This is a genomic window from Nonomuraea sp. NPDC049028 (assembly GCF_043197735.1).
Taxonomy (GTDB): Bacteria; Actinomycetota; Actinomycetes; order Streptosporangiales; family Streptosporangiaceae; genus Nonomuraea.
Genome location: NZ_JBICTR010000002.1, coordinates 205,349 through 226,151, shown reverse-complemented (window position 1 = coordinate 226,151; position 20,803 = coordinate 205,349). Strand labels below are relative to the sequence as shown.

Here is a 20,803-nt window from a genome sequence, read left to right as displayed (position 1 = left end):
GGGTTAACGAGACAGCCCAGGGAAACGGACAATAGAGACAAATCACTCGGACGCTGAAGGAACGCCAATGGCTGACATCGATGTTCCGATCTGGGCCGCCCGCCTGAGGGTCCTGCGCCGTGGACGGCTGTGGAGCCGCGACGAGCTCGGGAGACGGCTGGCCGACGCGGCGGACGAGACGACGCGTGATCAGCTCCCCGAACCGGAGGCGCTCAGCTCCATGATCCGGCTGTGGGAGACCGGAGAGCGGCGGCTCGACGAGTCGCACGCGGAGTTGCTCTGCCGGGCGTTCGGCGTGGACGAGGCGGACCTGTTCGTCGGGGACGCGGCCGGCACCACCCGGTGGCACTACGTCACGAACATCCCGTTGCAGTCGGGGATGTTCAGCGCCGAAGAAGAGGAGCGTACCGGCCGGGCGATCGAGGCGCCCCAGCGCGCCGATGACGGGACGGTCCGTTACTTCAGGACCCTCCTCGACGCCTACTCCCGGACCGACCTCCGCCCCGCCGACCTGATCAACACGCTGCGGCCGGTCTTCGCCGGGATCGAGGAGTTCCACCGCGACGCCAGTACGCCGGTCAGGCGCGCCTTCCTGGCGCTCGCCGCGGAGAACGCCGAGCTGATCAGCCGCATGCACCACGAGGCCGGCGACCCCGATGGGGCGCTGACCTGGTCGGACGAGGCCATCAGCGATGCCCGTGGAACGGCGGACGCGCTGCTGGAGGCGTACACGCTCGCCCAGCGGGGCGGTCTTTCCGACACCACCGGCGATCCCGGCCGGCTCGTGGACCTGGCCATCGCGGCCCGCGAACGCGCCGAACTGCCGCCACGGATGGACGCTTTGTGCCGGCATCACGAAGCGCAGGGCCACGCCCTCGCCGGGGACGTGGACATGTGCCATCGCCGCCTGGAGGAGTCGGCGCAGTCGCTGGAGGAACCGGACGAGGACCCGCCCTACCGGTTCGACTGCTCGGCCGAGGCGCACAACGCGCTGTGCGCCGGGTGCCTCATCGACCTCGGTCAGGCCGGTGGCGCGATCGAGATCCTGGAGCTGGGACCGCCGAAGGCGCAGCCGACGTACGCCGTCGCCTACGCCCTGGCCCGCATGGCCCACGCGTACGCCGACGCCCATGACAAGGAGCGCTCGGCCGAGGCGGCCCGTCAGGCGCTCGCCCTGGCCAGGCGGAGCGGCGCGTCGCGCGCCCTCCGCGAGCTCGCCAGGGTCCAGCGCCCTCGCCAGTACGCGGGGCACCGCCGCATCCTGCTGTAACCGCTGTAGTCGCTCAACCGCCGCCGCTGTGGCGCTCAGCGGCGCGGTGGTTGGCGGATGCGAGTAATGAGTTCTTTTCTCTTTACTAGTTTCGAACCAGTGAATTCCCAGGCTTTGCTGGAAGGGTGTTCTCGGGGGCGCTACGACCGAGAGCGACTGCCGCCTGAGACACCTTTCAGGGGGTCGTCATGGCTAGTTCTCGAATCGTTTTCTCGCTCTCGCTGGTCGCGGCGATCGCGCTGGTGGCGCTGGTACTCGGGGTGGTGGGAGGCCGGGCGACAAGTACGGCCGGACACGCCGCGGGCGGCGGCGCGGGCGGGCTGGCGAGCGGCAAGAAGATCGATGTGATCATCAAGGCGAGCGACTCCTCGTTCTGGCAGACGATGATCGCCGGGGCGAAGCAGTCGGGCGGGGATTTCGGGCTCAACGTGAGCACGTTCGGCCCGACTTCCGAGACGAACATCGACCAGCAGGTACAACTGGTCGAGAACGCCATCTCCCGGGGCGTCGACGGGCTGGTCATCGCGCCCAACTCCTCCAGCGCCCTGAACTCGGCGATCGACCGGGCGCGCAAGGCGGGTCTCAAGGTCATCACCGTGGACAGCCGCGTGACCACCGCCTCAGAGGGGTTCATCGGCACCGACAACGTCAAGGCCGGGACCCAGGCGGGCAAGCGCATGTGCGAGCTGCTCAAGGCGCAGAACAAGACGAGCGGCACTGTCATGATCGAGTCCTCGGTGGCCGGCATCCAGTCACTCGTCGCTCGGGACGCCGGCTTCAAGCAGGGCATCGCGAACAACTGCCCGCAGGTCAAGGTGGGGCTGCAGCGCTTCAACAACAACGACATCAACACCGCGGCGTCGCAGGTCAACGACGCGCTGACCGCCAATCCGAACCTGGCGGGGGTCTTCGCCGACAACAACACCTCGGGTGTCGGCGCGGCTCGGGCGATCCAGGACAACCACGCCGCCGCGACCGTCCCCGTCGTGGCGTTCGACTCCGACCCGCAGGAGAACGCCGCGCTCGTCGCCGGCACGATCGACGCGCTGGTGGTGCAGAACCCGTACTTCTTCGGATACCAGGGTGTCCTGGCGGCCGGGATGGCCACGGTCAAGCGCATCCCGCCGCGTGACATCGACCCCGGGGCGGTCGTGGCCGACAAGGGCAACATGACGGCGCCGGATGTGAAGCAGCTGCTCAACCCGCCGACGATGAAGGCGGAATGATGACCGCGCCGGTCGTCGAGCTGCACGGCGTCTCCAAGGCGTTCGGCCCCGTCCAGGCGCTCAGCGACGTCTCGCTCCGCCTGGTCCCCGGCCAGGTGAACTGCCTGGCCGGGGAGAACGGCGCGGGGAAGTCGACCCTGATCCGGGTGCTGACGGGTGCGCTGCGCCGCGACAGCGGCAGCTACGAGATCGACGGCCACCCGGTCACCGCGCCGACCCCGGCATCGGTACGCGCGGCCGGCGTGCAGGCCGTCTACCAGGAGCTCAGCCTGCTCCCCCACCTGTCGGTCGCGGAGAACCTGTTCATGGGCCGCCTCCCGGCACGGACCGGGATCATCGCCAGGAACCAGCTGGAGACCCGCGCCAGGAAGGCACTCGACGAGGTCGGCCTGACGGAGCTCAGTCCGCACGCGATCGTGGAACGCCTTCCGGCGGCCACCCGCCAGCTCGTGGAGATCGCCAAGGTGCTGACCGCGGACTCCGTCAAGGTGATCGTCTTCGACGAGCCGACCACGGCGCTCACCGAGGCGGAGTCGGAGCGCCTCCTCCAGCACATCCTGCGGCTGCGCGAGCGCGGCATAGCGATGCTGTACGTGACGCACCGGCTGGAGGAGATGTTCGAGATCGGCGACTGGGTGACCGTCCTGCGGGACGGGGGCCTGTCCGAGGCCGGGCCGATCAGCGGGTACGACGAGGACCGGCTGATCACCGCGATGGTCGGCCGGGAGATCAGCTCGCTCTATCCGGAGACCCACCGGCACGCGGGAACGCCCGCGCTGCGGGTCCGGGGCCTGCGCCGGTTCGACCGCTCGCCGAGCATCGACCTGCACGTCGGGGAGGGCGAGATCCTCGGCATCGGCGGGCTGCTGGGGGCGGGGCGGAGCGGGTTGCTGCTGTCCATCTTCGGCGCCGCTCCCATCGTGGCCGGTGAGGTGGAGGTCAGGGGCAAGTCGGTGAAACCGTCCGGGCCGCGCACGATGATGAACGCCGGGGTAGGACTTCTTACCGAGGACCGCAAGGTGCTGGGGCTGCTGCCGGAGCTGTCGATCCGGGAGAACGTCACCATCGCGAGCCTGCGCAGCGGCTCTCGCCGGGGCCTCCTGCCCGGCCGCGAACAGACCGAGGAGGCGGACCGGCTGCTCGACAGCCTGCGGCTGCGCGCCGGTTCGTACGACCAGCCGGTCTCGACGCTGTCCGGCGGCAACCAGCAGAAGGTGCTGCTCGCCCGGTGGCTGCTCACCAAGCCGAAGGTACTGATGTTCGACGAGCCCACGAAGGGCATCGACGTGGGGGCCAAGGGCGAGCTCTACAACGTCATCGGTGACCTGGCGGGCGACGGGCTGGGGATCATCGTGGTCTCGTCGTACCTGCCGGAGTTGCTGGGGCTCGCCGATCGCATCCTCGTGCTGCGGGACGGCGCGATCGCGGGCGAGCTTCCCGGAACCGCCACTGAGGAGGACGTACTCCGCCTGGCCAGCGGCGCCGGAGGCACTGACCTCCCGGACGGCGCGCTCCAGAGCGGCGAGCTTCCGAAGAGCGAGCTCCAGAGCGGCGGAGATGACCCAGGAGGGATGAGCCGAGATGCCTAAGCTGGTCTGGCGCGAGCCGATCGAGACCACGACGATCACCAACAGGCCGCCCGGCGGCGCGGCCGACGACACGGCGGCGCTGGAGACGGTGCCGCAGCCCAGGCAGGCGCCCGAGCCGACGGCCGAGCCGAAGCGGCGGGTCGTCACGCTGGGCGACATCGCCGGACGAGAGAGCGGAGGGCTCGTCGTCCTGCTCGTGGCGATCGGTGCACTCACGCTCGCCAGCGACGAGTTCCTCACCGGCAACAACCTGGCCAACCTCGCCCGTCAGGTCGCCATCTTCGGGATCATCGCGATCGGGCAGCTCCTGGTCATCCTGACCGCCGGGATCGACCTGTCGGTCGGCTCCATCCTCGGCCTGTCCGGCGCCTCCACCGCGCAGTTCCTGGTCGCCGGTGTGCCGATCCTGCCGTCGATCCTGCTCGGCGTGGGAATCGGCACAGTGCTCGGGATCGTCAACGGCCTGCTGGTGACCAAGGCCCTGCTACCGCCGTTCATCGCGACGCTGGGCATGCTCGGCATCGCCCGCGGCCTGGTCCTGGTCACCACGGACGCCCAGACCATTCAGGGTGTGCCGGACGCGTTCCAGACCATCGCCAACGGCACGATCCTGGGGATCCCCAACCTGCTCATCATCGCGGCCGTGGTCACCGCCGTGATGTGGTTCGTCCTCGCGCGGACGGTCTTCGGCCGCTACATCTACGCCGTCGGCTCCAACCCCGAGTCGGCCCGCCTCGCGGGCGTCCCCGTCCGCCTGGTGACGATCTCCGTCTACATGATCTCGGGCCTGCTCGCCGGCCTCGGCGGGGTGCTGCTCGCCTCCCGTCTGGGAGCGGGCATCCCCACCGCAGGAACCGGCTTCGAGCTCAACGCGATCGCCGCCTGCGTCATCGGCGGCGCCAGCCTCTTCGGCGCGAAGGGCAGCGCGATCGGCGCCGCCACCGGCGCACTGATCATGGGCGTACTCAACAACGGCGGCAACCTCCTGGCGATCAACGCCTTCTACCTCCAGATCGCCATCGGCGTGCTCATCCTCGTCGCGGTGGGGTTCGACCAGCTGAACACCAGGCGATCGGCCGCCGGCGGCTGACACCGCCCAGAGGGCCGCCTTGAGGATCTTCGGACCTCCGCCATGAAGGACTGGGCCTGCTATTACCCACCAGAGGGTTACGACCTCTGGGTCCTCCTGCCCTGACCAAAGCTCACCACAACCGAGAAGCCTGTCAGGTCAGCAGGAGGGTCTTGCCCAGGGTGTCGCGGTTCTCGAGGGCGGTGTGCGCTTCGGCGGCGTGTTCCAGCGGGAACGTCTGGCCGATGAGCGGACGGATCCGGCCGGCTACCGCCTCCTTCAGCACCCGTCCCACCCACGTCCTTCGATGCTGCTGGCCCTCGACGAGCTGCTCCATGCCGATCGCGGTCACCCCGCGGCGCGCCGCCTCGTCGCGGTCGATCTCGGTGAACCCGCCGCCACCGGAGAATCCGTAGTTGGAGTACGTGCCGCCCGGCTCCACCAGGTCGAAGACGGCCCGGCCGAGCTCCCCGCCGACGCCGTCGAAGACCACGTCCACCCTGCCGACCTGGTCGAGCCAACCGGGCGTGGTGTAGTCGACCACCACGTCGGCGCCGAGCTCCTTGACGGCCTTGAGCTTGCGGGAGCCACGGGCGGCGCCGATGACCCGGGCGCCGGCGGCGTGGGCGAGCTGCACCAGCCCGCTGCCCAGGCCGCCGGCGGCGGGTTGGACCAACACGGTCGCGCCGGGCCGCAGGTCGACCCGGTCGAAGAGTTGCATCGCCACGGAGCCGTCGTGGAGCAACGCCAACGCCTCCCGCGTCCCCAAGCCATCGGGGATCGGGATGAGGTTCTCCAGCGCTGTGACGACCTGCTCGGCGTACGCGCCGTTCTCGACGTCGGCGAGGACCCGCCGGCCGATCCACTCCCGATCGACGCCCTCGCCGACCGCGCTGACCTGCCCCGCCGCGCCGACGCCCGGCACATAGGGCAACTCCACCGGGAAGATCTCACCGGCCAGCCCGCTGCGGATCACCGTGTCGATCGACAGGACTCCGGCGGCCTCGACGTCGACGACGACCTGGCCCGGCCCGGGGACCTGGTCCGGCACGGTCGCGATCTGAAGGACCTCCGGGCCGCCGAACTCCGCCACTCGTACAACTCGCACAACTGCTCACTTCCTCGCTTGACGACTACGAGCCCCAGTCTGGAACCTCAACTGCGGTAGAGGTCAAACGCGGCCATTCACCCCTGACTGATCAGAGCCAATAGTCACTACGCGCGCCGGTGAGCACCCGGCCGTCCATCCCCTGACATCTGGTCGGGAAAGTCTTGATTTGTGAGATAGATCGCTCGTAGAGTCGGAATAGTGTCCCGTTAACTACGGTTAAGTGATCCTGTGAGGTTCATCGTCCTGTCTGTGTGGCTTGTTGAGCGGCTGCACATCGATCTCTGTCGTCTGACCGGCTCCCTCTGTCGCTGACCGCGCTCTGACGAGCGCTGGATCCCCCGACCCCTCACCCGCCCCCCTTTCGCATGCCTTCTTAGGCATGCCGTCTTTCGGAGCCTTCCTCATCGTGAAGAGATTCTCTTTTTCCCTGCAGTTGCTGCTGGGCCTGGTCGTGGGCATCGCCCTCGGCTTCGCCGCCCGTATCTGGGACCTCGCCTGGCTGGCCACCACGCTCACCGAAGTCGGAAAACTCTTCGTTCAGCTGCTGAAGCTGGCAGTGCCGCCGCTGGTGTTCACCGCTGTGGTGGTCAGCGTCGCCAACCTCCGCAACGTCAACGGCGCGGCCCGGCTGGCCGGCAAGACGCTGTTCTGGTTCCTGGCCACCGCGCTGATCGCCGTCGTCATCGGCATCGGCCTCGGCCTGATCCTCAACCCGGGCCAGGGCATCACCCTGAACACGGCGGGCGCGAAGGCGCCCGAGAACGTCGGTACCTGGGTCGACTTCCTCACCGGCATCATCCCGACGAACATCGTGACGGCGTTCACCGAGCTCAACGTCCTCCAGATCGTCTTCCTGGGGATCGTCCTCGGCGCGGCGGCCATCGCGATCGGTGAGAAGGCCGAGCCGTTCCTCACCTTCAGCCGTTCCATCCTCGAGCTGGTCCAGAAGGCGCTGTGGTGGGTCATCCGCCTGGCCCCCATCGGGACCGCCGGCCTGATCGGCAAGTCGGTCGCCACGTACGGCTGGGACCTGATCGCGCCGCTGGCCAAGTTCAGTCTCGGCGTCTACGTCGGCTGCTTCATCGTCCTGCTGGCCGTCTACCCGACGCTGCTCGCGGTGGTCGGCAAGGTCAACCCCATCACGTTCTTCCGCAACGCGTGGCCCGCGATCGAGCTGGCCTTCGTCTCCCGCTCCTCGGTCGGCACGCTGCCGCTGACTCAGAAGGTCACCATCGAGCGCCTGGGCGTGGACCGCGACTACGCCTCCTTCGCCGTGCCGTTCGGCGCGACCACCAAGATGGACGGCTGCGCCTCGATCTACCCGGCGCTGGCGGCGATCTTCGTGGCGCAGGTGTTCAACGTCCCGCTGGGGATCGGCGAGTACCTGTTGATCGCGTTCGTCTCCGTGGTCGGCTCGGCCGCGACGGCCGGTCTGACCGGCGCGATCGTCATGCTCACGCTGACGCTGAGCACCCTGGGCCTGCCGCTTGAGGGCGTCGGCCTGCTGCTGGCCATCGACCCGATCCTCGACATGATCCGCACCGCGACCAACGTCGCGGGACAGATGGTGGTGCCGGTCCTCGTCGCCCGCGGCGAGAGCCGTCTCGACGAGGCGGTGCTCAACGCTCCCCCGCAGTCGCTCGACGAGGCTCCGGTGAGCGCGCCGCGCCCCTCGGGCGAACCGGCGATCGCCTGACGCCCTCCCCCTCCTGAAAAGACCGGGCGGCCCCGCACAGGGGCCGCCCGGTCTTGCTATTCGGTGGCGCGCAACCCTCGCATCATGGTGTCAAAGGCGTCGTCCCAGTGGCGGCGTGCCTCGTCGGCGCCACCAAGGGCGCCGCGCAGGTCGAGGCTGCACAGCCCGTGCGCGAGCGCGTTGATCCGCACGGCGAGGGCATAAGGCTCACCGGGCGCGAATTCGCCTTCCTGTACGCAGCGGGCCACGGCGGCGACGAGAGTGTCGAAGGTCGGCTGGATCAGCGCGGCCGTGGCGGCGTCGGGCTGGAAGGCGGGGATCGGCCGGCCGAACATGAGCTCGTACAGGTGCGGGTTGGCCACGGCGTTGGCCCGGTAGGCGTGGCCGAGCGCGAGCAGGTCGGCGACCGGATCGCTGGTGCGGGGGACGGCGGCGAAGGCCTCGGCGAGGCGCTCGAAGCCGGCCAGGAACATCTCGCGGACGAGTCCGGCCTTGTCACCGAAGAGCTGGTAGACGGCCGTGGTGGACACGCCCGTCTCCTGTGCGACCCGGCGGGTGGTCAGCGCGGCCGGGCCCTCTGCGGCCAGGAGCCGACCGCCGGCATCGACGAGTTCGTGCCGAAGCTCGCCGTAGTCACGGTTTCTCGGTCTTGCCATGGGAGCAAGATTAGCATAACGTTGTTACATAACAACGGTTTGAAATCAGCTTCCGGGGGACTTTACTATGTCTGACCTGCACGTTGTCCTTGGCGCCACCGGCGGGGTCGGCTCGGCCGTCGTCGCCGAACTCACCGCCCGCGGCCACCGAGTCCGCGCCGTCAGCCGGGGCGCGGCCGTGGACCGGCACGACGTCACCACCTCTGAGGGCGCCATCGCCGCCTGCCAGGGCGCCGCGGTCGTCTACCAGTGCGCGCAGCCGAAGTACGAGCGCTGGGCCGAGGAGTTCCCCGGCCTCATCCGTACGATCCTGACCGGGGTGGAGGCTGCCGGGGCGAAGCTGGTCATGGCCGACAACTTGTACGTCTACGGACCCGTCGACGGCCACATGACCGAAGACCTCCCGCACGCCGCCACCACCCGCAAGGGCCGGGCCCGCGCCGAGGTCGACGAGTTGATCCTCGACGCCCACCGGTCCGGGCGGGTCCACGCGACCATGGGGCGCGCCTCCGACTACTACGGCCCCGGAGGCGTCAACACCACCTACGGCCCGACCATCTTCGCCGCCGCCCTGGCCGGCAAGACCGCCCGCTGGGTCGGCGACCTCGACCAGCCGCACACCGTCGCGTACCTGCCGGACATCGCCGCCGGGCTGGTCACCCTCGGCGAGCGCGCCGACGCCGACGGCCGCTCCTGGCACCTGCCCGCCGCCGAGGCGATCACCGGCCGCCAGTTCCTCGACCTCGTGCGTGCCGCGGTGGGAGGCGAGCTGAAGACCGCCGGACTGGGCCGGGGTATGCAGCGCCTCATCGGCCTGTTCAACCCCACCGTGCGCGAACTCGGCGAAACCTGGTATCAGCGCGACCGCCCGTTCGTCGCCGACGACTCGGCCTTCCGTAAAGCGTTCGGACCGGTCGAGGTCACCCCGCACGCCGAGGGCATCGCCGCGACCCTCGACTGGTATCGCCGCAACGCCGGCTGATGATCGCTACTCAATACGTGCAGGCCGGTGCGATGCCAGGCTGGATGATGACGCTTGCCGACCGGCGAAATTCGGCAGGCACGCTCCCGCGGCCGACGCACAGCACTTTCGGGGTGCCCGATAGGTTGACCAGCACGGCCTGACAGCCGGGCAGCGGCTCGTTGACGAATGCGTCGATCTCGTACTGCCGCACCGGATACTGCCGCGGACTCTGGCAAGCGGAGTACGCGATGGTGGCGGCACCTGTGCCGCTGATCAAGGTCAGCCGCCCGGTGGCCGCGTTCGCCGCACCCGCGGTGCCTGCCACTGCCACGCAGGCCAATGCCGACGCGGCGAGAAACGCCTTCACTGTCGATTTCATGGAGCCAGTGTCAATCGCGGTTGGCCGCCGATCCAGGGCATTGACCGGACATCGGCAATGGCCGGCCAGTCGATCATCTGGGGAAGGCGGCGCGCAGTCGGGACCCGTTGACGATGAAGGCGACCGCGGCGATGGCAAGGGCGCAGGTGGCCTGCAGCATGGCGAACCAAGCCGTGGTGACACCGGGGATCAGGTCGACGCCGATGATCGCGACCGGCATGACGATCGAGATGATGCGTACGCGGAGAAAGGCCCCTCGTGCTCCTCGTGCTCCTCGTGCGGCGAGGACGGTCAGCCAGTAGGTCACCGCCGCGCTCGCGAGCACTCCGGCTGATCGCCCCCACATGAACGAGGTCACCGTGTGCCCGGTGATCGCGAGGATGGCGACCGTGATGAGGACTGCGGCGCTGAGGGCTCCGTAGACCGCGACGAGGATCTTCGCCTTGCCGAAGGCCCGCTGGATGCCTGGATGGTTGGTGGTTTCCATGTCTCTTCTTCTCTCGTGTCGACTGGAGCGGTGTCGACGTTAGGGAGCGCATGAGTGGCGCGGTATCGGCCTGGACGTACAGGTAGGTAGGGCTAGACCCACTCCACAGCCGACCTGGTGGGGACCAGGGGCGGGTGCGGTGCACAGTGGAGACACCAAGCCGTACTGGCCGGATCGGCGCAGGGTCATGAAGTGCGAAGGAAGAGTCATGCGACAGTGGGTGACGAGCGCCTGCGTGGGGTTCGTGCGAGCGTGCGTCGTGGTGGTCGTCGCCATGCTGGTGCCGGCCGTGTGGGCCGCTGCCGTGGCGCTGTGGTTCTGGTGGTGGGGCGGAAACCCGTGGTCGGGGATAGCGCCGTTCATATGGGCGTGCATCGGCACGCTCGCCCTGTCCCGCCCGGTGTGCCGAATGGTCCGCTCCCTCGTCGCGAAGTGGACGGGCACCGTTATTCCCGCCGGATATCGGCAGGCCGGGCCGGTGACACAGATGGCGACCGGGCACTGGTGGAACGGCTACTCCTACGAGCGCACCAGCCGGGACGCCCGCATGGATCTGCGGTGGCGAACCCGGTGGCGCGATCCCACCGTCTGGCGTGACCTGCGGTTCGCGGCGATCGTACCGATCACCGCGGGAGTGATCTGCGCGATCCCACCGGCCGGAGTCGTGGCGGCGGTCCTCGGGTTGTCCCAGCCGGCGCTCTCCGCGCGCCTGGTCGGGGTGCTCGGCCTGGCCGTGGCGATCGGCGGCGCCCCGTACGCCTGGCGGTCCGTCGAGCCGGTGGCCGTCCGCTTCCTGCGCGCCTCCCCCGCGACGGCCCTGGCGGACCGGGTGGACGAGCTGACGGCCCAGCGCGCGGACATCACGATCGCCCAGGCCGCCGAGATCCGCCGGATCGAGCGGGACCTGCACGACGGAGCGCAGGCCCGCCTGGTCGCGCTCGGGCTCTCCTTGGCGACCGCGGAGAAGCTGATGGAAACCAACCCCGACCAGGCCAAGGCGCTGATGCGGGAAGCACGGGTCGGCGCCGCCACGTCACTGACCGAGCTCCGCGAGCTGGTCAAGGGAATCAACCCGCCGATACTGAACGAGCGCGGACTGGTCGATGCCGTACGCGCTCTCGCCCTGGACAGCCCGCTCGAAGCGACGGTCAGCACCGACCTTCAGCTACGCCTGGACCCGCCGATCGAGTCCGCCGTGTACTTCGGAGTCGCCGAACTGCTGACCAACGCCGTCAAACACGCCCATGCGACCCGGGCGCGCATCTCGATCGCCAGGGATGACACCGGCATCGTCGTTGACGTCGAAGACAACGGCCGAGGCGGGGCCGGCATGTCAGCCGACGGTGGACTCGCGGGGCTCCGCCGCCGCCTCGCGGCCTTCGACGGCACTCTGCGGATCACCAGCCCGGTGGGCGGTCCGACCTGTGTGAGGATGGTGGTGCCATGCGAATCGTTGTAGCCGAAGACCTCTACCTCCTGCGCGATGGGATGGTCCGCCTCATCGAGGCGTACGGACACCAGGTCGTGGCGACGGCGACCACCGGGCCCGAGACGCTCGACGCGCTGCTGAAGTGGCGGCCTGATGTGTCCATCGTCGACGTCCGCATGCCGCCGACGCAGTCGGACGAGGGCCTGCGGGCGGCGCTCGCCGCCCGTCGCGAACTGCCCGGACTGCCGATCCTGATCCTCTCTCAGCACGTCGAACAGCTGTACGCTCGCGAGCTCCTGGCCGACGGCGCCGGTGGCATCGGCTATCTCCTCAAAGACAGCGTGTTCGACGCCGACCAGTTCATCGACGCTCTGCACCGAGTCGCCGGTGGCGGGACCGCGATGGACCCGGCCGTCATCTCCAAGCTGCTGTCCAGCGGGTCTTCGACCCGGCGGCTCGGCGGACTCACCGAACGCGAACACTCCGTGCTCGGCCTCATGGCCGAAGGGCTGTCCAACCAGGCGATCGGCCAGCGGCTCTTCCTCAGTGAGAGCGCCATCAGCAAGTACACGACCTCCATGTTCGGCAAGCTCGGCATCGCCGATGACGACGGCAGCAACCGCCGCGTCCTCGCCGTCCTCACTTACCTCAACGAGCCCTGATTCGGCCTCACCTGGTGAAGAGGGCGCGGTGCAGCATGCCCCGCACCCGCCTGATGCGCCCCTCGCGGCGGACCAGGTCATCGCTGGCCACGACGCTCTCGCCCATCGAGATGGCCAGCATCAGGTCCTCGATGTCGATGACCGGGTGGACGATCCCGGCCGTACGACCTCGCTCAAGCAGCGGCTCGAAAGAGGCGGCGATGCGACTGTAGAGGTCGGTGAACCACTGCGTGTCCACTCCGGCGAGAACCTGCGCGAGGCCGCGATTCTCCACCTGCATGTCCAGCACGAAGTCGAGCAGCTTCACCACACCGTCGGGCACCTCACGCAGCTCTGCTGCATAACGCTCGATCTGGGCGGCGTTGTCCTCGAAGACCGTGGCCACGAGCTCTTCACGAGTCGCGAAATTTCGGTAGATGGTGGTGCGACTGACCCCGGCTACCCGCGCGACCTCTTCCAGCGCCACGTCATGACCGTGCTCGGCGAACACCTGCCGGGCCGCCGACAGCAATCGGTCTCGGTTGCGGGCAGCGTCACGCCGCATCGTCGGTGGGCCGTCTTCACGCACGATCCAACCCTAGCGGGCATAAACGTACACAGGTGTACGGTTAGCTGATGTGCGGTCCCGCACCTGTGGGATCACGGCGACTTACATCACGTACACGGACGCCAGGGCGTCGGATGGATCGGAGCACAACACAATGCGCGGTTTGCTGGAGAAGACGTTCATCGTGGCCGGCGGGGCGACCGGCATCGGCGCTGGTACCGCGGTCAGGCTCGCCGAGGAGGGCGCCAACGTCGTCGTCGGCGACATCAACCTGCCCGGGGCGGAGTCCACCGCCGCCAAGATCACCGAGGCGGGCGGCTCGGCGATCGCGGTGCACTTCGACCTTGCCGACGAGCCGTCCATCAACGCGATGGTGGCCAGGACGATGGAAGCGTTCGGCGCGGTGCACGGCCTGTTCAATGTCGGCGCTGATCTCTCGCCGGGCAATCTCGGGCGTGACAAGTCGCTGCTCGACACCGATCTCGACGTATGGGAGCGCACCATGGACGTCAACGTGGTCGGCTACGTACGGACCGTCCGCGCCGTTCTGCCCCACCTGCTCGCGAACGGCGGTGGCAGCATCGTCAACACGTCCTCGGGCACCGCCGTGAGCGGCGGCGACCGCAAGCGCCCCGCCTACGCGGCCTCGAAGTCGGCCATCAACGCGCTCACGCGTCACATCGCCGGGAACTGGGGCTCCGCGGGCGTGCGCTGCAACGGGGTGATGCCCGGCCTCGTCATGGGCGAGACGCAGAAGGAACAGAACGACGTCCAGCTGCAGAAGATGTTCCTGGAGATGGTCCCCACGACCCGCCTGGGCCGCCCGAGCGACCTGGCCGCGACCGTGGCCTTCCTGCTGTCGGACGACGCCGAGTGGATCAACGGCCAGGTGTGGGCCGTGGATGGCGGCGCCAACATGCGCGCCTGAACCGCCGTATTTCGCGCCCGACCCACCCCCTGCGGAGCTGAAGGGCGCGCCCGAACCACCGCCCGTGGAGTTGCGGCCAAGCGGTGGAGCCCAAGTCCTAACCCACCTGAGCGGGACGTCGCATCAGACGGCGGCCCGCCCAGATGAGGACCGCGAGCGCGAAGCCGTACACGGCGACCAGGCCGTGGCCGTTGTCCTGCAGGAACCACATGAGCAGCCCGAGCGCCGGGACGCCGGCCGCCAGGACCCGCTGCTTCACGGCCCTGGTGCGGGTCAGCAGGGCCAGGGCCAGGGAGACGCCGAGGAAGTAGGTGGCGCCCGAGCTGCCGGCGAAGTTACGGGGATCGGTGCTGGGACCGCCCATGCCGAGCAGGGCGTCGATGCGTTCCGGGAGGAGGACGCCGGCCAGGAAGAGGATGGCGCTCGTCCACGTGCCCCAGAGCCACTGGGCGAGCGCCGCCACGATGGCGAGGGTGGCGATGTTCCAGACGGCGCCGCCGACGCCGCCGTTCTGCAGGAAGACCGACGTGAACACCCGCCACCAGCCGCTCTTGGCGGGGTCGTGATCCAGCGCGGCCATGGCTCCCGGCCAGGACGACTGCAGCACGACTCCCGCCACGGCCAGCGTCGTCAGCACCACGGCGACCCACGGGACGGGACGCCCGCGCACCATGTCACGCACCGGCCCGCCCCCGAGCGCGCCGAGCCCACAGTTGATCATCATCACCATCAACGCGGCCGTGGTCGCGAAGAACAGCAGCCCGTCCAAGGTGACCCACCTTTTCTAACAGTGTTTGAAACCGTACGGCTCACGCTAGCACACGATTCAAACACCGTTTGAAAACGGGATACGGTAGGCCCATGAAGCTCACGAAGGAGCGGATCGTCGAGGCCGCGATCGACGCGTTCGCCGAGGTCGGCTACCACGGCCTGTCCATGCGCCAGGTGGCCGAACGGCTCGGCGCGCACGCGGGCAGCCTGTACTACCACGTGCGCAACAAGAAGGACCTGCTGGCGTTGGTGGCCGACCGCGTCTGCGGGCAGGCCTACGACGCGGGCACCGCCGCCCTGACCGCGCTCCCGCCCGGCGCCACCTGGCAGGACGAGATCCAGGCCCAGGCCGGCGCGCTGCGCCACGTCATCCTGCGCCACCCCAGCGGCGCGATCCTGCTGGCCGACAGCCCCAAGATGCTCAGCCCCGGCGCCCTGTCCCTCATGGAACGCCTCCTGTCCACCCTGGAGGGGGCGGGCGTACCCGCCGGGCCCCGCATCGTCGCCGCCGACACCCTCCTCAGCCACGTCACGGGGTTCGTCCTGCAGGAGCAGGGCACTCCTCCGGTACGGGACCTCACCCCGGACGCCTACGCCGCCATGCTCGAACGCTTCCCACGCGTCTTCCAGGAGGCTCCCGGGATGAGCCAGGACGAGAAGTTCCTGCGGAGCGTCCGCCTTCTGTGCACGGCCTTCGAGACCCTCATCGAGAAGTGACCCGGCGAAGGCTCGACGCCGACGAAGTTCTGTTCGATCTCCGCCAAGGGGTAGAGATCGAGGATAATTACGCGATTCACCCCTTCGGCAATGAGGCAGACATGGGCTGGGACGAGGAACTGAGCGAGGCGTTCGGGCTCCTGCTGGGCAGGAGGCTCGCCGACTACGACCCGGCGGCGACGTACGCGGTCTACTACGGTGGCGACGTCCTCAACGAGATGGCGCCGCCCGCTGACTGCTCGACGGTCCGTTCTCCGGCGCTTTCGCGGACGACGTCCGCGCCGCCGCCGCCCTGGACGGCGTCGACCTGCTGATCCGTGGCGCGGACCTGTCTCGCATCCTGACTCGCCACGGCATCGACCTGACCGCCGAGGACCTCGGCGACTTCCACTACTCGATCACCGCGACCCTGCGCCTGGCCACCGACGGCACCCTCCTTCACCCACCGAGGCCCTGCCCACCGCATCCCCATGGGCGGCGACGACGGCTACGTGGAAGAGGCCGAACCCCAATGGGAAAAGGCCCTTCTCCCCATCCAGAACCAGGCCCTCCGCGACCACCTCCGCTTCCACTGTGTGGGCGACGCGGACGCCGTCTCCGCGGGCGCCCAGTACCTCGCCACCACGGAATGGCCCCCCGGCAGCGGCGCCGTCGAAGACCTGGGCGCCACCCTCATCGCCGGCTGGAGCTTCGGCGAATATCAGCACGGAGCCGCGGTCGTCCGCCTCCCTAGCTCCTGAAATGACCGGTGGGAGCCCGCCCAAGGGCTCCCCCCTCACGCGACGCGCTTACCACTTGCCGCCCGCCTGCTGGCGGGTCGGCGCGTTGAGGCGGTTGAAGGCGTTGGTGATGGCGATGTTGAGTACGAGTGCGGCGAGTTCTTTCTGGTCGAAGTGCTTGGCTGCCATGTCCCACACCTCGTTGGGCACCGGATCGGGCCGGTCGGCGAGCCGGGTGATGGCCTCGGTCAGGGCCAGCGCGGCGCGTTCCTCCTCGCTGAACCAGGGCGTCTCACGCCAGGCGACGACGGCGTGGGCCTGTTCGTCGGTGGCGCCGTGGTGGCGGAGCTGCTGGGCGCCACCGGCCACGCAGGGGCTGCAGCCGTTGATCTGGCTGGCTCGCAGGTGGCACAGCGCCAGCAGCTTCCCGTCCACTCCGGCGCCCACGATGGCCTTGTTGACGGCCATCAGCGCCTGCATCGCCTCGGGGATCAGGGTCGCCGGGTTCGGCATGCGTTCGGTGGGCATCGCTTTCTCCTTCGTGGTCATGTTCTGAGCGAGTGTTCTGAGCGAGTGTTCTGACGGGTGTCGGCCCATGTGGTGACGGGTGTCCGTCGTGTTCCGACGGGAGTCATCTGACCACCGGCGGGTCCGGAACCGCCCCGTCCGTGGGACAGCGTGGGACACCCGGAATGCGGCCCAGCTGCGGAAACGACCCTCTGTTCCGTGGTCGCGTGCTGGGACGGGTACCGTGTGCGGGTGTCGAGCGCACCCGAACACCTGACCGCCCAGCTCACCCAGATCAAGGAGTTGAGCGGGCTCAGCGTGCGCGCCCTCGCCCGCCAGGCGGGCCTCAGCAGCTCCTCCCTGTCCCGGTACATGACCGGCCGGCTGGTGCCGCCGTGGGAAGCCGTCGTGGCACTGTGCCGGGTCGTCGCCCGCGATCCCCGTCCGCTGCGCACGATGTGGGTCGAGGCGTCCAAGGCCGGCGCGGCGCCCAGCCCGCGCCGGAACGACCTTCCGGCCGACCTCGCCGACTTCACCGGACGCGAGAGGGAGGCGGCGCTGGTCGAGGAGCTGCTGCGTACCACGGGCGCGGTCGCGATCGACGGCATGGCGGGTGTCGGGAAGACCAGCCTCTCCGTGCACGTGGCGCACCGGCTCGCGCCGTCCTTTCCTGACGGTGGGCTCTATCTCGACCTGCGCGGCTTCACTCCGGGCCAGGAACCGTTGGAGCCGTCCGCCGCGCTCGGCCGGCTGCTGGGCGCCCTGGGTGTCGCGCATCCCCCGGCCGACACGGTCGAACGCGCGGCGCTCTGGCGGTCGGAGCTGTCCCGGCGTCGGGCGCTCGTCCTGCTCGACAACGCGGTCGACGCGGAGCACGTACGTCCGCTCCTTCCTGGCGCGGGCAAGTCCGCGGTACTGGTCACCAGCCGCAACCGGCTGGTGAGTCTGGACGGGGTGCCGCCGGTCTCCCTGGAGGCGCTCCCCCCGGCGGACGCGGCGTCGCTGTTCGGCCGGGCGGCCGGGGTGGAGCTGACCGACGAGGAGGCGGTCGCCCAGGTGCTGCGGCAGTGCGGCGGCCTGCCGTTGGCGCTGCGGATGGCGGGCGCGCGGCTACGGCACCGGCCGGGTTGGACGGTGGCGGTGCTGGCCGAGCGGCTGCGGGACAGCGCCAGTCGCTTCGACTCGGTGTTCGGCATGTCGCTGCAGCAGCTCGACGCGGGACAGCGCCGGGTGTTCCGGTTGCTGGGCGTGCTGCCCGGCGCCGACTTCGACGCGGCGGTGGCGGGCGCGCTCGCCGACATGACGCCGGACCGCGTCAACGCGGTGCTGGAAGAGCTGGTGGACGCGCATCTGGTCCAGGAGCCCTCGCCCGGACGGTATCGGCTGCACGACCTGATCCGGCGGTACGCGGCGGACCTCGCCGCCGATGAGGAGCCGCAGGCGGATGCCGCCGTACACCGTGTTCTGAGCCACTATCTGGCGCGGGCGACCGCCTACGATCGGACACTGCCCCTGCCCCACCGCAAGGAGGCCGTCCCGGGCGATCCGGCGAAGGCCATGGTCTGGTTCGACACCGAGTACGCCAACCTGATCGCCTGTTTCGACGCCGCTGTTCGGCTCGGCGCGGACGAGGTGGTGGCTGAGCTGCCGCCGGCGATGCGCGTCTGGTTCTTCCGGCATCGCGGAACCGACGACCAGATACATCTGCTCGAGGCGGCCGCGGCCGCCGCCGAACGTCTCGGGCGCGACCAGCAGCGTGCCTCACTGCTCCTGGATCTCGGGTTCGCCCGCGCCGCCGCCGGACGTCTCACCGAGGCGCTCGCCGCGTACGAACTGGCCGAACAGTCCGGTGTGGCCGATGACGAGCTGGCCGGCGCGCTGGCGCTGCGTACCGGCTTCGTCCGCCGGGATCTCGGCGACTTCGAGGCGGCACAGGCGAAGTTCCGGCTGGCGCGCCTGTTGTTCGAGAAGACCGGGCATCGCTCCGGACGCTCCCAGGCGCTGGCCTTCGACGGATGGGTGACCCTCCACCTCGGACGGCACGGCGAAGCCGCCGAACTCGCCCGCGCGTCACTGGCTCTGGCCGATGGCCCCGCCCGGATGACCGGGCTGGTCACGCTCGGTGTCGCCCTGGCGCCGGACGACCCGGCGGAGTCGCTGCGAGCGCTGCATGAGGCGTTGGAGCTCGCCGAGGCTCAGCACAACAAGGCGTGGTGCCACAACTATCTCGGTGTCGCGCTGCGCGTCATGGGTTCGCTCGACGAGGCGCTCGAGCACCATCGACAGGCCTTCGAGCTGCTGGAACCGCTGGCCGAGGCCCAGCTGGAGATCGACTTCCTGCCCGCGTACGCCGAGACGTGCCGCGTGGCGGGCCGCCAAGACGAGGCGCTGGCGTTGCACGAGCGCACGATCGAGCTGGCGCGCAAGCTCGGGCGGCCGCACAACGAGAAGCTCGCGCGTGCGGCGTACCAAGCCACCGTGGGTGCCGTCCCAGCCCGCGAGCATGGAACGGAGCCTCGTTTCCGCAGCTAGGCCGCGTTCCCGATGTCCCACGGTGTCCCACGGACGGTGCGGGCCTTGACGCGTCGGTGGTCAGATAACTCCTGTCGGAACGCACCGACGAACTGCCACCCAGACGGAAGGACGCACGCCATGAGCGCCGCCAAGCAGCCCGCCAAGACCACCAAGACCGCCACTGAGGCCGACAAGAAGTACGACGGGTTCACCGACGAGGAGCGGAGCGCGATGAAGGAGCGCTCCAAGGAGCTGAAGGCCACCGCCCGGCGCGGCTCGCGCTCGGCCAAGGCCGACGGGGAGAGCGAGGTGCTCGCCAAGCTCGCCGAGATGTCGGAGCAGGACCGCGCCACCGGCGAGCGGCTGCACGCCATCATCAAGGCCAACGCGCCGGAGCTGTCGCCGAAGCTGTGGTACGGAATGCCGGCCTACGCCAGGGACGGCAAGATCGTCTGCTTCTTCCAGCCCGCGCAGAAGTTCAAGACGCGGTACGCCACGCTCGGCTTCAACGACCAGGCGTACCTCGACGACGGCACCATGTGGCCGACCGCCTTCGCCCTGACGACGCTGACCGCCGAGGACGAGGCGCGGATCGGCGAGCTCGTGAAGCGGGCGGCGGGCTGAGGGACGCTCCGGCAGCGACCAAAAGGCCCTGCCCGCCGCCCGGGTCTCGGGTGACTACTTTCCCAAGCCCTGGAATCTGTTCTCGATGAAGTCGCCCCATGTCGCGTTCAGCGTCATCAGCTCGCCGTCCACCATCTTCCACTGCCGGGCCTTGTGCGGCGGGTAGGCGAAGAGCACGGACGACAGGCGCCGGTAGCCCGCGGGCATGGGCCGTGTGTGCACCCGATGCGTGGACGGCCGGAAACGTCCGTCGGAGGCGCTGGTCAGCATGCGGCCGATGTTGCACAGGACCACGTCGGTCTTGGCGATCACCGGCTCGACCCAGGTGCCGTCGTGCAGGACGTACTGGAGGCCCTGGTCGGAGGGGGGAAGCTGGAGGCCGAGCATCTGGATCCCCGAGTGCTCGTGCGCCAGCACGCGGCGGTCGCCGACGTCCCGGTAGTTGATCACCCGCAGGTTCGTCGCGTCACGCGACAGCTCCAGCTCCGGGGTGCCGTCCGGCAGCATGCCGCGTACGACCTCGCCGAAGCGGGAGATCAGCCGGAACGCGATGTCGAACACCTCGGTGGCGGCGGTGCCGAAGGCCGGGAAGGCGCGAATGAGGTCTCCGGCTCCGGGCGGCTGGTCGGAGATCATGGCTCCGCTGACGTGAATGAATTCCTTGGGATCCGGTACGCCGTTGGCCAGCCGGGGGATCTCCGAATTGTACGGGAAGAACCCGTGGGTGCCGCCGACGCCTAACTGCGGCACGGCGGTGTGCGTGTAATCGGAAAGACTCGGCTCGGTCGACGCGCAGGCCGCGGCGAATTCGTTCATCATGGTCTCGACGCGGGCGCCGATACCGGGCACCTCGGCAGCCATGAATCCCCATCCGGTCAGCTGTGACCTGATGGCTTCCGTGGCGGACGTCATGTCCGCCTCGATTTCCGCCGACCGTA

At 69.4% G+C, this 20,803-nt stretch carries 23 protein-coding genes; 15 read left to right on the top strand and 8 right to left on the bottom strand.

Going from position 1 to position 20,803, the window contains the following annotated elements:
• Positions 1 to 67: 67 nt before the first annotated feature.
• The 4 genes from ACGFJ2_RS07390 (at position 68) to ACGFJ2_RS07375 (ending at position 5,175) form a co-directional block, all read left to right on the top strand.
• Positions 68 to 1,270: a hypothetical protein gene (locus tag ACGFJ2_RS07390; RefSeq protein WP_393465725.1), complete on the top strand. Its 1,203-nt coding sequence runs from the start codon at positions 68 to 70 to the stop codon at positions 1,268 to 1,270.
• A gap of 188 nt (positions 1,271 to 1,458) precedes the next feature.
• Complete coding sequence (locus ACGFJ2_RS07385) at positions 1,459 to 2,496, top strand: ABC transporter substrate-binding protein (protein ID WP_225289951.1); 1,038 nt, start codon at positions 1,459 to 1,461, stop codon at positions 2,494 to 2,496.
• A complete protein-coding gene (locus ACGFJ2_RS07380) occupies positions 2,493 to 4,085 on the top strand; it encodes a sugar ABC transporter ATP-binding protein (protein ID WP_393465722.1) in 1,593 nt (530 codons plus the stop codon). The genes ACGFJ2_RS07385 and ACGFJ2_RS07380 overlap by 4 nt, the downstream gene beginning before the upstream one ends.
• Positions 4,078 to 5,175, top strand: a complete 1,098-nt coding sequence (locus tag ACGFJ2_RS07375; protein WP_357941723.1) for an ABC transporter permease — start codon at positions 4,078 to 4,080, stop codon at positions 5,173 to 5,175. The genes ACGFJ2_RS07380 and ACGFJ2_RS07375 overlap by 8 nt, the downstream gene beginning before the upstream one ends.
• A gap of 133 nt (positions 5,176 to 5,308) precedes the next feature.
• Here the strand turns inward: ACGFJ2_RS07375 and ACGFJ2_RS07370 are convergent, their stop codons facing one another.
• Positions 5,309 to 6,262, bottom strand: a complete 954-nt coding sequence (locus ACGFJ2_RS07370) for a zinc-binding dehydrogenase (RefSeq protein WP_393465720.1) — start codon at positions 6,260 to 6,262, stop codon at positions 5,309 to 5,311.
• Between the two features lie 231 nt (positions 6,263 to 6,493).
• Here ACGFJ2_RS07370 and ACGFJ2_RS07365 point away from each other — a divergent pair, with 231 nt between their 5' ends.
• Both ACGFJ2_RS07365 and ACGFJ2_RS07360 read left to right on the top strand, forming a co-directional pair.
• Positions 6,494 to 6,577: a putative leader peptide gene (locus tag ACGFJ2_RS07365; protein WP_357943094.1), complete on the top strand. Its 84-nt coding sequence runs from the start codon at positions 6,494 to 6,496 to the stop codon at positions 6,575 to 6,577.
• A gap of 94 nt (positions 6,578 to 6,671) precedes the next feature.
• A complete protein-coding gene (locus ACGFJ2_RS07360) occupies positions 6,672 to 7,961 on the top strand; it encodes a dicarboxylate/amino acid:cation symporter (protein WP_357941719.1) in 1,290 nt (429 codons plus the stop codon).
• Positions 7,962 to 8,017: 56 nt separating this feature from the next.
• Here the strand turns inward: ACGFJ2_RS07360 and ACGFJ2_RS07355 are convergent, their stop codons facing one another.
• Complete coding sequence (locus ACGFJ2_RS07355) at positions 8,018 to 8,617, bottom strand: TetR/AcrR family transcriptional regulator (protein ID WP_393465718.1); 600 nt, start codon at positions 8,615 to 8,617, stop codon at positions 8,018 to 8,020.
• A 67-nt stretch (positions 8,618 to 8,684) separates the two neighbouring features.
• Here ACGFJ2_RS07355 and ACGFJ2_RS07350 point away from each other — a divergent pair, with 67 nt between their 5' ends.
• Positions 8,685 to 9,599, top strand: a complete 915-nt coding sequence (locus ACGFJ2_RS07350) for an NAD-dependent epimerase/dehydratase family protein (RefSeq protein ID WP_393465716.1) — start codon at positions 8,685 to 8,687, stop codon at positions 9,597 to 9,599.
• A 10-nt stretch (positions 9,600 to 9,609) separates the two neighbouring features.
• On the opposite strand, the gene ACGFJ2_RS07345 is transcribed toward ACGFJ2_RS07350, so the two are convergent.
• Entirely contained in the window at positions 9,610 to 9,960 is a 351-nt protein-coding gene (locus ACGFJ2_RS07345) for a hypothetical protein (protein WP_357941712.1), read from the bottom strand.
• 73 nt (positions 9,961 to 10,033) lie between these two features.
• Positions 10,034 to 10,447 (bottom strand): hypothetical protein, encoded by a 414-nt coding sequence (locus ACGFJ2_RS07340; RefSeq protein ID WP_393465714.1) that lies wholly within the window; start codon positions 10,445 to 10,447, stop codon positions 10,034 to 10,036.
• Positions 10,448 to 10,655: 208 nt separating this feature from the next.
• Between ACGFJ2_RS07340 and ACGFJ2_RS07335 the strand changes: the two genes are divergently transcribed.
• Both ACGFJ2_RS07335 and ACGFJ2_RS07330 read left to right on the top strand, forming a co-directional pair.
• Positions 10,656 to 11,906, top strand: a complete 1,251-nt coding sequence (locus ACGFJ2_RS07335; RefSeq protein ID WP_393465711.1) for a sensor histidine kinase — start codon at positions 10,656 to 10,658, stop codon at positions 11,904 to 11,906.
• Positions 11,891 to 12,538 (top strand): response regulator, encoded by a 648-nt coding sequence (locus tag ACGFJ2_RS07330; RefSeq protein ID WP_393465709.1) that lies wholly within the window; start codon positions 11,891 to 11,893, stop codon positions 12,536 to 12,538. Before ACGFJ2_RS07335 ends, ACGFJ2_RS07330 begins: the two co-directional genes overlap by 16 nt.
• Before the next feature lie 7 nt (positions 12,539 to 12,545).
• On the opposite strand, the gene ACGFJ2_RS07325 is transcribed toward ACGFJ2_RS07330, so the two are convergent.
• Entirely contained in the window at positions 12,546 to 13,106 is a 561-nt protein-coding gene (locus ACGFJ2_RS07325; protein ID WP_393465706.1) for a TetR/AcrR family transcriptional regulator, read from the bottom strand.
• A gap of 133 nt (positions 13,107 to 13,239) precedes the next feature.
• Here ACGFJ2_RS07325 and ACGFJ2_RS07320 point away from each other — a divergent pair, with 133 nt between their 5' ends.
• A complete protein-coding gene (locus ACGFJ2_RS07320; RefSeq protein ID WP_393465703.1) occupies positions 13,240 to 14,013 on the top strand; it encodes an SDR family NAD(P)-dependent oxidoreductase in 774 nt (257 codons plus the stop codon).
• A 97-nt stretch (positions 14,014 to 14,110) separates the two neighbouring features.
• Here ACGFJ2_RS07320 and ACGFJ2_RS07315 read toward each other — a convergent pair whose 3' ends face one another.
• The gene (locus ACGFJ2_RS07315) at positions 14,111 to 14,782 is read right to left on the bottom strand and encodes a hypothetical protein (protein WP_358177056.1); all 672 of its coding nucleotides are present in this window, start codon (positions 14,780 to 14,782) and stop codon (positions 14,111 to 14,113) included.
• 92 nt (positions 14,783 to 14,874) lie between these two features.
• Between ACGFJ2_RS07315 and ACGFJ2_RS07310 the strand changes: the two genes are divergently transcribed.
• The 3 genes from ACGFJ2_RS07310 to ACGFJ2_RS07300 all read left to right on the top strand — a co-directional run bounded on the left by ACGFJ2_RS07310 (position 14,875) and on the right by ACGFJ2_RS07300 (position 16,241).
• The gene (locus tag ACGFJ2_RS07310; protein WP_393465700.1) at positions 14,875 to 15,501 is read left to right on the top strand and encodes a TetR/AcrR family transcriptional regulator; all 627 of its coding nucleotides are present in this window, start codon (positions 14,875 to 14,877) and stop codon (positions 15,499 to 15,501) included.
• Between the two features lie 101 nt (positions 15,502 to 15,602).
• Entirely contained in the window at positions 15,603 to 15,815 is a 213-nt protein-coding gene (locus tag ACGFJ2_RS07305; protein ID WP_393465697.1) for a hypothetical protein, read from the top strand.
• A 156-nt stretch (positions 15,816 to 15,971) separates the two neighbouring features.
• Positions 15,972 to 16,241: a hypothetical protein gene (locus ACGFJ2_RS07300; RefSeq protein ID WP_393465694.1), complete on the top strand. Its 270-nt coding sequence runs from the start codon at positions 15,972 to 15,974 to the stop codon at positions 16,239 to 16,241.
• A 48-nt stretch (positions 16,242 to 16,289) separates the two neighbouring features.
• Here ACGFJ2_RS07300 and ACGFJ2_RS07295 read toward each other — a convergent pair whose 3' ends face one another.
• Entirely contained in the window at positions 16,290 to 16,748 is a 459-nt protein-coding gene (locus ACGFJ2_RS07295; protein ID WP_357941693.1) for a carboxymuconolactone decarboxylase family protein, read from the bottom strand.
• A gap of 231 nt (positions 16,749 to 16,979) precedes the next feature.
• Here ACGFJ2_RS07295 and ACGFJ2_RS07290 point away from each other — a divergent pair, with 231 nt between their 5' ends.
• Positions 16,980 to 19,259: an ATP-binding protein gene (locus ACGFJ2_RS07290; RefSeq protein ID WP_393465691.1), complete on the top strand. Its 2,280-nt coding sequence runs from the start codon at positions 16,980 to 16,982 to the stop codon at positions 19,257 to 19,259.
• Positions 19,260 to 19,379: 120 nt separating this feature from the next.
• Positions 19,380 to 19,865, top strand: coding sequence for a DUF1801 domain-containing protein (locus ACGFJ2_RS07285; RefSeq protein WP_357941690.1), 486 nt, complete (start codon positions 19,380 to 19,382; stop codon positions 19,863 to 19,865).
• Between the two features lie 54 nt (positions 19,866 to 19,919).
• Here ACGFJ2_RS07285 and ACGFJ2_RS07280 read toward each other — a convergent pair whose 3' ends face one another.
• A complete protein-coding gene (locus ACGFJ2_RS07280; RefSeq protein ID WP_357941688.1) occupies positions 19,920 to 20,777 on the bottom strand; it encodes a 2OG-Fe(II) oxygenase family protein in 858 nt (285 codons plus the stop codon).
• Positions 20,778 to 20,803: the final 26 nt, after the last annotated feature.

What these genes read in the sequence shown, in the direction of transcription:
- ACGFJ2_RS07390 (WP_393465725.1), top strand. Translation starts at nt 68, where the DNA reads ATGGCTGACATCGATGTTCCGATCTGGGCCGCCCGCCTGAGGGTCCTG.
- ACGFJ2_RS07385 (WP_225289951.1), top strand. Translation starts at nt 1,459, where the DNA reads ATGGCTAGTTCTCGAATCGTTTTCTCGCTCTCGCTGGTCGCGGCGATC.
- ACGFJ2_RS07380 (WP_393465722.1), top strand. Translation starts at nt 2,493, where the DNA reads ATGATGACCGCGCCGGTCGTCGAGCTGCACGGCGTCTCCAAGGCGTTC.
- ACGFJ2_RS07375 (WP_357941723.1), top strand. Translation starts at nt 4,078, where the DNA reads ATGCCTAAGCTGGTCTGGCGCGAGCCGATCGAGACCACGACGATCACC.
- ACGFJ2_RS07355 (WP_393465718.1), bottom strand. Translation starts at nt 8,617, where the DNA reads ATGGCAAGACCGAGAAACCGTGACTACGGCGAGCTTCGGCACGAACTC.
- ACGFJ2_RS07350 (WP_393465716.1), top strand. Translation starts at nt 8,685, where the DNA reads ATGTCTGACCTGCACGTTGTCCTTGGCGCCACCGGCGGGGTCGGCTCG.
- ACGFJ2_RS07345 (WP_357941712.1), bottom strand. Translation starts at nt 9,960, where the DNA reads ATGAAATCGACAGTGAAGGCGTTTCTCGCCGCGTCGGCATTGGCCTGC.
- ACGFJ2_RS07340 (WP_393465714.1), bottom strand. Translation starts at nt 10,447, where the DNA reads ATGGAAACCACCAACCATCCAGGCATCCAGCGGGCCTTCGGCAAGGCG.
- ACGFJ2_RS07335 (WP_393465711.1), top strand. Translation starts at nt 10,656, where the DNA reads ATGCGACAGTGGGTGACGAGCGCCTGCGTGGGGTTCGTGCGAGCGTGC.
- ACGFJ2_RS07330 (WP_393465709.1), top strand. Translation starts at nt 11,891, where the DNA reads ATGCGAATCGTTGTAGCCGAAGACCTCTACCTCCTGCGCGATGGGATG.
- ACGFJ2_RS07320 (WP_393465703.1), top strand. Translation starts at nt 13,240, where the DNA reads ATGCGCGGTTTGCTGGAGAAGACGTTCATCGTGGCCGGCGGGGCGACC.
- ACGFJ2_RS07310 (WP_393465700.1), top strand. Translation starts at nt 14,875, where the DNA reads ATGAAGCTCACGAAGGAGCGGATCGTCGAGGCCGCGATCGACGCGTTC.
- ACGFJ2_RS07305 (WP_393465697.1), top strand. Translation starts at nt 15,603, where the DNA reads ATGGGCTGGGACGAGGAACTGAGCGAGGCGTTCGGGCTCCTGCTGGGC.
- ACGFJ2_RS07300 (WP_393465694.1), top strand. Translation starts at nt 15,972, where the DNA reads ATGGGCGGCGACGACGGCTACGTGGAAGAGGCCGAACCCCAATGGGAA.
- ACGFJ2_RS07295 (WP_357941693.1), bottom strand. Translation starts at nt 16,748, where the DNA reads ATGCCCACCGAACGCATGCCGAACCCGGCGACCCTGATCCCCGAGGCG.
- ACGFJ2_RS07285 (WP_357941690.1), top strand. Translation starts at nt 19,380, where the DNA reads ATGAGCGCCGCCAAGCAGCCCGCCAAGACCACCAAGACCGCCACTGAG.
- ACGFJ2_RS07280 (WP_357941688.1), bottom strand. Translation starts at nt 20,777, where the DNA reads ATGACGTCCGCCACGGAAGCCATCAGGTCACAGCTGACCGGATGGGGA.